This is a genomic window from Sphingobacterium haloxyli (genome assembly GCF_002980525.1).
GTDB classification, from domain to species: domain Bacteria; phylum Bacteroidota; class Bacteroidia; order Sphingobacteriales; family Sphingobacteriaceae; genus Sphingobacterium; species Sphingobacterium haloxyli.
Genome location: NZ_PVBQ01000006.1, coordinates 137414 through 148663 on the forward strand (window position 1 = coordinate 137414; position 11250 = coordinate 148663).

Annotated in this window: 13 protein-coding genes; 2 read left to right on the forward strand and 11 right to left on the reverse strand. The window is 39.5% G+C overall.

Features of this window, described 5'->3' with window-relative positions:
• Window positions 1–37: 37 nt before the first annotated feature.
• The 8 genes from C5745_RS09430 to C5745_RS09465 form a co-directional block, all read right to left on the reverse strand.
• Entirely contained in the window at window positions 38–1381 is a 1344-nt protein-coding gene (locus C5745_RS09430) for a TolC family protein (protein ID WP_207795761.1), read from the reverse strand.
• Window position 1382: 1 nt separating this feature from the next.
• Window positions 1383–1958 carry a TetR/AcrR family transcriptional regulator gene (locus tag C5745_RS09435; protein ID WP_105716752.1) on the reverse strand — a complete coding sequence of 192 codons (576 nt, stop codon included), beginning with the start codon at window positions 1956–1958 and terminating at the stop codon, window positions 1383–1385.
• 292 nt (window positions 1959–2250) lie between these two features.
• On the reverse strand, window positions 2251–2676 hold the full coding sequence (locus C5745_RS09440; protein ID WP_105716753.1) for a c-type cytochrome: 426 nt from the start codon (window positions 2674–2676) through the stop codon (window positions 2251–2253).
• A gap of 7 nt (window positions 2677–2683) precedes the next feature.
• Window positions 2684–3328 carry an SCO family protein gene (locus C5745_RS09445; protein ID WP_105716754.1) on the reverse strand — a complete coding sequence of 215 codons (645 nt, stop codon included), beginning with the start codon at window positions 3326–3328 and terminating at the stop codon, window positions 2684–2686.
• Between the two features lie 2 nt (window positions 3329–3330).
• Window positions 3331–3768, reverse strand: coding sequence for a transposase (locus C5745_RS09450; RefSeq protein ID WP_133166330.1), 438 nt, complete (start codon window positions 3766–3768; stop codon window positions 3331–3333).
• A 385-nt stretch (window positions 3769–4153) separates the two neighbouring features.
• On the reverse strand, window positions 4154–4777 hold the full coding sequence (locus tag C5745_RS09455; RefSeq protein WP_105716756.1) for a uridine kinase family protein: 624 nt from the start codon (window positions 4775–4777) through the stop codon (window positions 4154–4156).
• A 21-nt stretch (window positions 4778–4798) separates the two neighbouring features.
• The gene (locus C5745_RS09460; RefSeq protein ID WP_105716757.1) at window positions 4799–5716 is read right to left on the reverse strand and encodes a DPBB and LysM peptidoglycan-binding domain-containing protein; all 918 of its coding nucleotides are present in this window, start codon (window positions 5714–5716) and stop codon (window positions 4799–4801) included.
• A gap of 10 nt (window positions 5717–5726) precedes the next feature.
• Window positions 5727–6473, reverse strand: coding sequence for a hypothetical protein (locus tag C5745_RS09465; protein WP_105716758.1), 747 nt, complete (start codon window positions 6471–6473; stop codon window positions 5727–5729).
• Window positions 6474–6496: 23 nt separating this feature from the next.
• On the opposite strand from C5745_RS09465, the gene C5745_RS09470 reads away from it, so the two are divergent.
• Window positions 6497–7861, forward strand: a complete 1365-nt coding sequence (locus tag C5745_RS09470; RefSeq protein WP_105716759.1) for an NfeD family protein — start codon at window positions 6497–6499, stop codon at window positions 7859–7861.
• Between the two features lie 18 nt (window positions 7862–7879).
• On the opposite strand, the gene rlmF is transcribed toward C5745_RS09470, so the two are convergent.
• A complete protein-coding gene (gene rlmF / locus C5745_RS09475; protein WP_105716760.1) occupies window positions 7880–8785 on the reverse strand; it encodes a 23S rRNA (adenine(1618)-N(6))-methyltransferase RlmF in 906 nt (301 codons plus the stop codon).
• 93 nt (window positions 8786–8878) lie between these two features.
• On the opposite strand from rlmF, the gene C5745_RS09480 reads away from it, so the two are divergent.
• Window positions 8879–9655 (forward strand): TIGR02757 family protein, encoded by a 777-nt coding sequence (locus C5745_RS09480; RefSeq protein ID WP_105716761.1) that lies wholly within the window; start codon window positions 8879–8881, stop codon window positions 9653–9655.
• Here the strand turns inward: C5745_RS09480 and gap are convergent.
• Window positions 9606–10637 (reverse strand): type I glyceraldehyde-3-phosphate dehydrogenase, encoded by a 1032-nt coding sequence (gene gap / locus C5745_RS09485; protein ID WP_207795762.1) that lies wholly within the window; start codon window positions 10635–10637, stop codon window positions 9606–9608. The genes C5745_RS09480 and gap overlap by 50 nt on opposite strands.
• Window positions 10637–11221: a peroxiredoxin family protein gene (locus C5745_RS09490; protein WP_105716763.1), complete on the reverse strand. Its 585-nt coding sequence runs from the start codon at window positions 11219–11221 to the stop codon at window positions 10637–10639. The genes gap and C5745_RS09490 overlap by 1 nt, the downstream gene beginning before the upstream one ends.
• Between the last annotated feature and the right edge of the window lie 29 nt (window positions 11222–11250).

Sequence of the window (11250 nt, forward strand, 5' to 3'; positions counted from 1 at the left end):
TTTTCGTGTATTTCGTGGTTGAAAGATAAGGTTTGTTTTATAGTGTTGTTTCTACTGTCCCTAGCGCTTTTTGTATATCTAACTTACTGGACAGAACAGCGTATAAAGCATTAAGGTAATTTAATTGTGTGGTTCGGAGATCGCTTTCGGCGGTCATTAGCTCTAAATAGGTTTTCACCCCTGCATCATACTGTAGCTTGATGGTATTATAAACTTCTTCTGACAAGTCCATATTTTCTTTTGCATTTCTCCACTCATTCATATTAGAACGATAGCTTGCCATTGCTGCGGAATATTCTGCACTGATCATATTTTCCAAATTTTTCAAATCCCATTCAATTCTTTCTTCTTCCAATTCTGATCTGCGGATCTCTTGTATACGTTTTGTACCTGTAAAGATCGGAAGGGATAAGGATAGACCTACGGATGAACTTGGGATGTTGTTTCTATATAACTGACTAAATTCGTTGTTGAAATAGTTCATATTATAGTTGGCATACGCGCCGAGTCGAGGCATAAAGCTCCACTTTTGGTACTGGGTGTTTAATTTTTGAATATCTCTCAACGTTTCCAGTTGCTTGAACTCTACTCGATTAGCAATATTAAGTAGTTCGGTCGTATCCAGCAAGATGTTGGCTTCCAACGACTGATTAATAAAAGACAGTGATATCTCTTCCGCCGTAGGGATGTTTAAAAGAGACTTCAGGTAGTCATATTTGTACTTTCGCGCTTCGTTGGCTGATTTTAACTGCGCATTGGCGTTGTTCAAGGAAATTTGCGCCCTTTTATAATCTATTTTATCTACCAAACCAGTTTCATAACGCGCATTGGCTTCCGTGTACTGGCGTTTTAGACGGACAATATTCTCGTTAATGATCTTAATAGTCTCTTCTGATGTGAGAATGTCATAGTAAGCTTTGCTGACATCCACCACTGTATTGATCCTTGTATCTTCCAGGTTCAGACTGTTCTGCTGACGTATATATTTGGCAGCGCGGGATGCTTGAAACAACTCCGGATTAAGGATAGCCTGATCCGCTTGGAAACCAATAGCACTGGTGTTATTCTGCCCCATTCTTATAGTTTCCCCCCCGATCACCATGGCGGGTAATTGAATGTTGTGTACCAAGGATGCTGAGGCGTTGATTTGCGGAAACCAGCCTGACAAAGCCGAAGCAATTTCTCTTTCCCCAATTTCTTGATCGATATGAGCCTGTCTTAGCTCAATTTTATTGCGCAGCGCGTAGTCGATAAGCTCATCCAACGTCGCGTCGCTATTAAGTTTCTCAGCTTCTGCGTTATTAGCGGTAGATTGCGCTTGCACATATCCCGTGAAGTAACATGCCAGAAATAACGATAAAGCAATTTTTTTGAACTTCATATTATTGATTTTTAACACCATTCCAAATTATTTCGATTAAATCCTCGCGACTTTTGCTCTGCATTTTGCAAAAACCATAAGTGACCATTTTAACATGGGACGTCGCTGACCCGATATAAACAGATATTAAGGTATAGAAACTCACGTTTCGAATGATTCCCGATTTTATACCTTCTTCAAAAAATAAATACATTTTATCAACGCCATAATAGGTAGTCTTCTTCTGCTTTATAAGCTCATAGTATGGAGATGAGTAAAATTGTTCTATAAACCAGAAAGTTTCTTTATGGGTTAAATAATAGTCGACCAAACGATTCCAAATGTAAAAGAATCTATCTTTATAAACCAAGTCTTCATCAAAGTTGAAAATATGCTCGTTTGTTTTTTCTCGACAGTATTTAAAAAGCTCTAGAATCAATTCATCCTTGGAATTGAAATAATGGTAGATTGTACCTGTAGCCACATTGGCATGAGCAGCAATCTGACTCATTGGAGTACCATGAAAACCGTGCTCGTTAATGAGTTTAAGCGTGCTTTCGAAAATGGCCTCTTTTTTATTTAGTAATTGAACGTTCATTCGGTTGCAAATGTAACAAAAAAACAACGCCGGAAATGTCAAATATTTGTTATATAACCGCGATACTAAGTGTAAAAACTACACTAATGTTAATATTCTGTTAAATCTGCGTTTTTAGAGACGTTTTACTTGCAGAATCGGGAAATCTGCCGTATATTTGTAGTATCATAATTTAGGTTTATAATTGGTTAGTTTAGAAAGGTTTCCATTCTCCCCGTTTGGAAACCTTTTTCTTTTTTGGACTGTGATAATCCTTCAGACAATGAACGCCTGAAGATTCTAGAAAATCGTGTTACCGGTAATTAACAAGATTATTTTTTACTTCTTCTTGGGTATAGGTATCTGTGCTGTTGCCAAATGTGGTTGTGATGTACGTTAAAATATAAGCTATATCCACGTTAGTCAATTCAGGGTTGCCGGGCATATTACCCTCGTAGTCTTTTCCATTAATTTTAATAAGACCGTTCATACCACTCTTGATGATACGTGGCAGCATCCCGCGGTTTTCCTTTAGATATGTCGTATCAGTCAGCGGCGGATAAAGCATCCCTAATCCTTCACCCTTCGAGCCATGGCAGCTTTGGCAGTGTGTGACGTAAAGCTTTTGGCCGTTTATGGCATATTGTGCAGTTTCGATACTAACATTAGGTTGGCAAGAGAAAATAAGCATACCGGTAAGCACGCTTATTCCTGCCAATGAAAATAGCGTATTTCGCATTCGTGATCTATTGTTCTTTCAACAAAGTCTTTAGGTCATCAAATAGTTGGGCTACTTGCTCATCATTTGTTCCGTCATAAGCACCCCGGATACGTTTGTGCGGATCTATCAATACCAGATAACTTTGGTGATCGTATCCCCCAGGAGCATCCTGATCCTCTTTTGTATAGACCAAATATTTATCGGCGATGCCGTAGATTTTCTTTTTTTCGCCTGTCACAAATTGCCATTGGTCATTTGTAACACCCAATTTTTCTGCATAAGATTTTAGCACACTCGGCGAATCGTACTTGAAGTCAATACTGTGCGATAAAAAGGCAATACGTTCATCATCTTTATATTTTTCATATACCTTCAGCAAATTGCGTTGCATGGTTGGACAGATACTCGGGCAATGTGTAAAAAAGAAATTTGCAACATAAACCTTATCGTCAAAATCTCTGTCTGTGATTTCGACGCTGTCTTGGTTAAGAAAGGCAAATGGAGGTATCTGATGGTAAATGGTGTCAACGACTGTTCTACCATCGACAACTCGTTCTTCTGTTGCTCGCTCACCAATGATAGGCAATTTCGTTTCGCTTGTTTCCGTGCAGCCCACGAAAACGGACGAAAATACAATTGCACTTACGTATGTTGTAAGTTTAAGTTTCATGATCACTTTTTAAAAGGGGCTAATAAACTTTCTGCTTCATAGGTTACCTGTTCAAATTCGGTTTTCAATTCCGAAATACGGTTCACTTCAGCTTTTTGATAATTTACGTCGGTACTGTCCGCTACATATTCTTTCATCCAGACCATCATTTTATCGGTAGCTGATTCCAGATCTCCTTTTAGGGTAGAGAACTTTTTGTTAGTTTCTGCCGTGTCCAAATTAGAATCTACAGTCTTTAATAAAGAAAGGTTTTGTAACAATGAGTCGATTAAAATCTCATGTTTGCTGAAAGTCGAGATTTGAGGCATGATCTCATCATGTATTTCTATGGCCTCCGTTGCTAGTTTTTCTGCTTCTTCGTTCTGTCCGCTAGTGTTTTGACAGGCACTCGTAGCCAATATGCCCAATGCTAGAGTGCCTAAAGTATACTTTTTCATCATATTCGTTTTTTATTGTTGGTGTTCGATATTGCAAATATAGGACTCCCCTGATATTTAATCGGATTATGATTGTTTAATTCTTGTAATAAAAGGAAAAGACTGTTTTGTAGGTGTTTATGGTTTTTTTTCATGATGCAAATACAATCATTTAAAATATTGGTATGCCTGATAGAATAAGAGGCAAGATTAACTTTTGGGACACTTCTTGCAGCGTTTACCCCGTTTGTACTTTTTACAACATTTTTTAAAGACACAACATCCCAAATCAGGATTGTAGTTTATCCCTTTTTTGACTTCGTCAAGAAAGGGGCTCCCATCTTCAATAGGAAATAGCGGATCTATTATCTTTTCCATTCGTGTACAAAGATAACTGTTTAGATTGAATTTAAATAATCTTCAGTCCGATCGAAATTTCACGGGCCGCCCCATCAATAATTTTGGGATCATTGGTATTGTTAATAATTACCAAATCACATATTGGTTTAAATGGAACCAAATATCGTTCATAAGCTGGCACCACATGGTTTATCCACTTGTACATGACGTCGTCATGGTCATATCCTCTTTCAATGAGGTCCCTCTGCAATCTCCTCTCTAGCGCAACCGATTCTTCTGCGTCAAGGAAAACCCGATAATCCAACAGCTTATTAACCTCCTCATAGTGGAAAATAAACAAGCCCTCTACAATAAGAATTGGAGCAGGTTTAATTTCGAGCATTTTAGGTGTAATATCGGGGTTGTTAAATGTGTATTCTTGCCGATAAACGGTATGCCCACCGAAAAGTTGGCTTATGTCGTAAAAAAACGATTCCCTGTTGATTGCGGAGGGCAAGTCAAAGTTATATAAACGGTTTTCCTCTTTTGTTTTGGTGTTTGCCGGAATATAATAATCGTCCTGCGAAATAAGTGTTACCTGATCAGGTTGAAAATAGTTGAGAAATCGCCTCAAAAAGAAAGTCTTTCCTGATCCGCTACTGCCTGCAATACCGATAACGTATGGTTTGTCCATCTAAAGTCGTCTTAAAAATAGTTACTGCAGGGGTACGCCGTACGCTATTTCGATCAAGAATTTTCTGTCAAGTGCACCAATATAGGCTGCTGCCGACTTTGATAAGACAACGATCGCATCTTTCGTTTCAGCCGTGTCCGTAAATTTTCCGACGACCTTCGCATACGTAACATTCTGTGTCATGGGATTAGTTATTTTTAAGATAGTGCCTATCGGCGCCGTTTTGTGAAGCGCGAGATTGCTTTTACCGTCGGTTTCCAAATTGGAAATCCACACGCCAATACCCTTCTCTTGTTTTTCGCGAATACCATAACGGTTTGCAGCGATGATTTGTTCGGGCGTTAATTCCGATGCCGACGATGTGTCGATAACAATGGGTTGTTGCCGCACTTCAGGAAGCGGTTCACGATAATCAGCATTTGGAATTTTCAGGGTAGTGCCCTCTCTGAGGGAATCCGATCGAAGATTATTCATTTTCTTTATAGCTTCTATCGTTGTGCCAAATCGTCTGGAAATCGCGTATAGGGTTTCGCTCTTTCCCACTTTGTATTCGGTTAAAACTTTCGGCTGATCCTGCCGTTGAGTTCTCACAGTCGGAGTAGATGGAACTATTGTTGCTGGGTCCTCTTGCCTACCCGTAGGGATTTTCACCGTTTCGCCTGGCTTCAGATTCTTTTTTTTGTTAACCTCCATAATGCGGTTTACGGGGATGTTATATCGGCGACTTAAAGCATAATATGTTTCTTTACGCTCGATACGGTGAATGACATTTATTTCACCGTTTACGACCTCCACGCCTATTGAATCAGGAGCGATAGTAACAGAAGAAAGTTTACTAGCGTTATAATCAACGGGTTTGGCTTTCAGAAAAAGAGGGAAGCATGATGCACCCACGAGTCCTAATTTTATTGCAGTCGAAAAAGCTTTTGTTTTTCTCATATATTTACAATTATACTAAATACGAAACAATTTCCCGTTTATTATATGACATTAAAAATAGTTGGTTTTCTATCTGAAAATACGGCTGCGGAATCATTTTTGGCATATCCGATAATAAAGATTGTGTCCATAATAAGTCAGATTTATTGGCGACGGAAAGGTTTAAATAATAAAGTTCATTCTCTTTGGTGTGGTACGACCAAAGTATACGATCTGCTGCGCGGCTAATCCAAGGTAAATCTTGTATATCCGCATTTTGCAGATATGTGGGTAAGACACCGCTATAAGGAATTGGCATTTTTATGACGCTACAATATTCATGTGTCTTTCCTGGACTGGATGTTTTTTTTAGCGTCTCTATATCGATATATTCTTCAAAACCGCTTTGGAAATTACGATGTCGCACCTTGACGACATCACAGTACGTGTCTATCCAAGTGTATTCCTGCCATAGATGACGGGGCTCACCTTGGATATCTAAAAACAGGATTCCCTCTTTCACCGGCTGTGTATCACCTACACGTTTTAGCACAACGGTATGATGTTGGATGGCCTCCAATGTCCATTCTTTCTCATCCATTTGCTTATGTTTTAGTATCTCTTTTCCTTCAAAATCAATGATATAGAGTATGGCGCATGTAGACTTCGCATCGCGGAGTTCTACAGCAATCTGTCTGGTGGATGCATCTACGACGATTTTCCATATTTGATAAGGAAAGTTTTTCTCGAATGCTTTAAATGTTGTATATTTAGTCATTACTATAGCAGGAACATTAATCTATGAAGAACAAAATTACAAAATCCTTTTTTGCTTTTCTTTGTACTTTTTGCGTAATGCTTTCGTCAGCATCGGCACAAAAAATATACAAAGTAGACATTAAAGAAGATATCGGTCCAAATGCATGGCGAACCGTGAATTTGGCGCATCAGAAAGCAACAGAGCTCCAAGCCGAAACGTTTTTGATAGAGTTAAACACATTTGGCGGAGCAGTAAATTTTGCAGATTCTATACGTTCGAAACTTTTAGGCTCTACCATGCATACAGTGGTATATATAAACAACAATGCGGCTTCCGCAGGAGCGTTGATTTCGTTGGCTTCGGACAAAATTTTTATGCAAAAGGGCGGGAGTATGGGTGCGGCGAGCGTTGTCAATCAAAGTGGGGAAATTATGCCAGAAAAGTATCAATCTTATATGAGAGGATTGATGCGCGCTACAGCCGAAGCAAAGGGACGGGATCCCAAAATCGCGGAAGCATTCGTAGATCCTGAAGTTTCTGTTCCACAATTGAAACCTGACGGTAAGCTATTGACATTAACAGCTTCCGAAGGAGTAACCTCAGGTATTGTTCAAGCCGTAGTAACTGATATAGGAGAAGTCTATAAACAAGTTGAAAAAGGTAATCTGGAGGTCGTGCAGCATCGCATTACGGCAGTCGATCGCATCATCGCTCTTTTGATTAATCCGATGGTTAGTGGTTTTTTGATTCTAGGCCTTATCGGCGGTATTTATTTTGAATTGCAGACACCTGGTATCGGTTTTGCGCTAGCGGTAGCAATTATATGTGGTGTTTTATTTTTTGCACCGCTGTATTTGCAGGGGTTGGCAGACCACTGGGAAATCGTCCTATTTATTGTGGGAGTTGCACTGCTGTTGTTGGAGGTTTTCGTTATACCGGGATTCGGTATCGCCGGTATATTGGGAATTATGTGTGTACTTTGCGGCCTTGCTTTTTCTATGGTCGACAATAACTATTTTGATTTTAAACTAGCCAAACCAGGATTATTGATGGAATCATTTTTAATTGTAACGGGAGCAATGGTGCTCTCTATTGTCTTAATGGTTATTTTCGGGAAGAATATCCTAAGATCCTCCGCCTTTAAGCGATTAGTTCTCCAAGATGAACAGAAAGCCGACGTCGGATATACTTCATCTCCGCAGAAAACAAATCTGCTTTATAAAAACGGTATTGCCCGAACGGTTCTAAGACCGGGAGGTAAAATTGAAATTGATGGAGTGTGGTATGATGCCGTTGCGTTAGATGGATTTATCGATGCAGGAGAAGAAATCTATGTTGAAAAACACGAGAACTACAATCTTTTTGTACGTAAGTTGAGAGATAAGCCAGTAAAGAATGATGTATAAGGTGTTGATCACCTTATACTACCATTTCCAAGCTAAAATACGGATAGCCTTTTGTCCCTGAGTCATATTAAGAATTTCGATTTTGGAAGCTTTATTATATTCTAGCGAGGCGATAAGGGGTTTTAGGTTTTCTTTATTGGAAACCAAGCTGGTGATCCACCCTAATTGTTTTTTGAATCGCATACTTTCGTTAATCATATCGCGGACAAACTTCCGTTCTCCGCCCTCGCACCACAGTTCATTGGGATATCCGCCGAAGTTCTGTACAGGAAGCGCTTCTTTATCCTGATTTAGATTATGGAATTTTTTAGTTGTCTTCTGCCAATTTTCCTCTCTTGATTTATAGAAGGGAGGATTACATATAACCAAATCAAAGTAAGCGTCCTTGTCAAGGACACCATCAAAGATACGTTCTTTATGCTCCTGTAATCGCACGGTAATCTTTTTAGGCAATCCACTATTCGTTTTGATCAGAGATCTAGCATGATTTAACACCGTAATATCAATGTCTGTCCCCAGGAAGTTCCAATCATAAATCCGATCACCTAAAATCGGGTAAATGAGGGATGAGCCTGTTCCGATATCTAAAACATTTATTCCCGACCCCGTTGGAACAACACCGTCGTTGTCAGCCGCTAGCAGGTCTGCAACATAATGTATATAGTCTGCTCGGCTTGGAATAGGAGGGCAGAGGCTATTTTTCAGAATGGACCAGTTTTGTACATTATAATAGGCTTTTAGGAGTGCCTTATTAAGTTCAACAACCGCTTTAGGATTCGCGAAGTCGATAGACACGGTGCCAAAAGAGGTCTCGATGATATAATCTTTCAATGCTGGATTTGCATCTCCCAATTTGGGGAAGTCATAGCCCGATCGGTGGATGTTTCTAGGATGCAATACATTCTTTTTTTTCTTGAGATCCATAAGCGCTTAATTTAATGCAAAGGTATTATAAATATTGTGGGTATTTACGAATTGGGTATCTTTATACCGAAATTGTAAAATACCAACGATTACATGGCAGACTTCGACATGAAGCAGTTTTTAGACGATAAAGTAGCATCGTTTAACCAACATACGTTTATTGAAAACGATCCGATATGTATTCCTCATCTGTTTACTAAGAAACAGGACATAGAGATAATGGGCTTCTTTGCTGCTATTTTGGCTTGGGGGCAGCGGAAAACCATCATCAACAAGTGTAAAGAATTGATTGAACGTTTTGACGGACAACCTGCAGACTTCATAATGAGGCATGAAGAGGTGGATTTGAGAAATCTTTTAGGATTCAAACACCGTACTTTTAATGATACTGACCTCTTATATTTTATTTCCTTTTTACGTTTCCATTATGGTCGATTTAGTTCATTGGAAGATGCTTTTATGCTCGGCGATCAGTCGACAGTGTCCTTTTCGATGGAGGAAAGTTTAAACGAATTTAAAGCATATTTTTTCTCCTTGCCTGACTATCCCATCCGTACCCGAAAACATATCAGCTCTCCTTTACAAAAATCCAGCTGTAAGCGTATAAATATGTTTCTGCGTTGGATGGTCCGCAGAGATCGTCAAGGCGTGGATTTTGGTATATGGGATAGAATAAAGCCACATGATCTTATCTGTCCCTGCGACGTTCATGTAGAACGCGTTGCTCGTAAGTTCGGATTAATTACGTCAGATAAAGTTAATTGGAAAACCGCTGTAGAGCTGACAGAAAATTTAAAACGCTTCGATCCGGAAGATCCTGTTAAATATGATTTTGCACTTTTTGGTATTGGGGTAATTGGTGAACTTTAACCAGCAAATCTACCAATCTGTTAGAATAACCAAATTCATTATCGTACCATCCGACCACTTTTACCAAGCCACCAACGATGGATGTGAGTTGAGCGTCAAAAACGCAAGAATAAGGATTATTGATAATATCAACGGAGACGATAGGATCCTCCGTATAATACAGAATATCTTTTAAGATTCCTTCTGCCGCTTCTCTAAATTTGGTGTTGATTTCTTCCACCGTCGTCTGTTGCTTTAGCGTGCAAGTAAAATCAGTTAACGAACCATTAAGTACCGGAACACGTATACCTGCACCACCGAGCCGTCCATCCAGATGCGGAAAAACATTGGTAATGGCTTTTGCAGCACCTGTTGTAGTTGGTATAATCGAAGACGATGCTGCGCGAGCCCTACGCAAATCTCGGTGGGGGGCATCATGCAGGTTTTGGTCTCCGGTCATTGAATGCACGGTAGTGATATAACCATCATTAATACCCCAATTTTCATCTAATATCTTAACTAAAGGAGCAACATTATTGGTCGTACAGGAAGCATTTGAAAACAGGGATGTCTGCCAGTCAAAAACCTTATCATTAATGCCCAAAACAACCGTAGGGACTTCTTTGTCTGGCGACGGGGCCGATATAATGGTTTGTTTTGCCCCCGCTTTCAGATGTAAAGCAGCTTTTTCCCTACTGGTGAAGATACCGGTTGATTCGATTACTACGTCGACGTTTAACGTCTCCCAAGGAAGTAGCAGAGGGCTTTTTTCATTTAACACGTTAATAGATTGTCCTTCGATAAAAAGATGCTCTGCATCATTATGGACCATAAACGGGAATGGCCCATGGACAGAATCATATTTCAGTAAATGCGCTAAAGTAGTCGTATCCGCCAAATCGTTGATAGCAACAATCCTGATTTCCTTTTGAAGGCCTCGCCGATAGATGTTGCGTAAAGTATTGCGTCCAATCCTTCCAAAGCCATTGATTGCAACATTCATTATTTTGTAAACTCAGCGATGACAAAATCAATAGCTTTTTCTCCGTCCCAATTATTTTTCAAAGCTCCATTCGCTCCATATACATAATTTGCCGGAAACTGTGCCGGTACGTGGAATTTTTGAATAAATTCTTGGTTTTTGTCATACAACATTTCCACATTCGGCTTGTTGACAAGTTCTTTACCAAAAGTTTCCAAAAAAGACGCCATGAGTGCAGGGTCATTCATAGAAATAAAATAAAGATTGACGTTTTTCAGCTTTTCATAGTTTTTCGCTAAAAGCCCGGTTTCCTGTTGACAATGACCACAGCTTGGATCAAATAGGATAAATATCGTGTTGCGATTGGCAGGTATATCTTTATTCGTGAATGCTATACCTGATTTGACCTTATAAAATTTAAAGTCTGGCAATTGCTTTGCAGCCTCTTTCGCCATAGGTATTGATGGCTGTGCAGTAGTAGAAGAATGGTGATGTTCGGCAGTTTGTTGTTGCATAACTACCTTCGTTTTACCATTGCTTTCGGATTGGCAGGCGCTGAAAAAAGTCAGTGAACCAATAGCCAGACTAGTGAATATATATTTCATCAGATGAACTTTTTGAAGTCCAAAACTAG

What these genes read in the sequence shown, in the direction of transcription:
- C5745_RS09430 (WP_207795761.1), bottom strand. Translation starts at nt 1,381, where the DNA reads ATGAAGTTCAAAAAAATTGCTTTATCGTTATTTCTGGCATGTTACTTC.
- C5745_RS09435 (WP_105716752.1), bottom strand. Translation starts at nt 1,958, where the DNA reads ATGAACGTTCAATTACTAAATAAAAAAGAGGCCATTTTCGAAAGCACG.
- C5745_RS09440 (WP_105716753.1), bottom strand. Translation starts at nt 2,676, where the DNA reads ATGCGAAATACGCTATTTTCATTGGCAGGAATAAGCGTGCTTACCGGT.
- C5745_RS09445 (WP_105716754.1), bottom strand. Translation starts at nt 3,328, where the DNA reads ATGAAACTTAAACTTACAACATACGTAAGTGCAATTGTATTTTCGTCC.
- C5745_RS09450 (WP_133166330.1), bottom strand. Translation starts at nt 3,768, where the DNA reads ATGATGAAAAAGTATACTTTAGGCACTCTAGCATTGGGCATATTGGCT.
- C5745_RS09455 (WP_105716756.1), bottom strand. Translation starts at nt 4,777, where the DNA reads ATGGACAAACCATACGTTATCGGTATTGCAGGCAGTAGCGGATCAGGA.
- C5745_RS09460 (WP_105716757.1), bottom strand. Translation starts at nt 5,716, where the DNA reads ATGAGAAAAACAAAAGCTTTTTCGACTGCAATAAAATTAGGACTCGTG.
- C5745_RS09465 (WP_105716758.1), bottom strand. Translation starts at nt 6,473, where the DNA reads ATGACTAAATATACAACATTTAAAGCATTCGAGAAAAACTTTCCTTAT.
- C5745_RS09470 (WP_105716759.1), top strand. Translation starts at nt 6,497, where the DNA reads ATGAAGAACAAAATTACAAAATCCTTTTTTGCTTTTCTTTGTACTTTT.
- rlmF (WP_105716760.1), bottom strand. Translation starts at nt 8,785, where the DNA reads ATGGATCTCAAGAAAAAAAAGAATGTATTGCATCCTAGAAACATCCAC.
- C5745_RS09480 (WP_105716761.1), top strand. Translation starts at nt 8,879, where the DNA reads ATGGCAGACTTCGACATGAAGCAGTTTTTAGACGATAAAGTAGCATCG.
- gap (WP_207795762.1), bottom strand. Translation starts at nt 10,637, where the DNA reads ATGAATGTTGCAATCAATGGCTTTGGAAGGATTGGACGCAATACTTTA.
- C5745_RS09490 (WP_105716763.1), bottom strand. Translation starts at nt 11,221, where the DNA reads ATGAAATATATATTCACTAGTCTGGCTATTGGTTCACTGACTTTTTTC.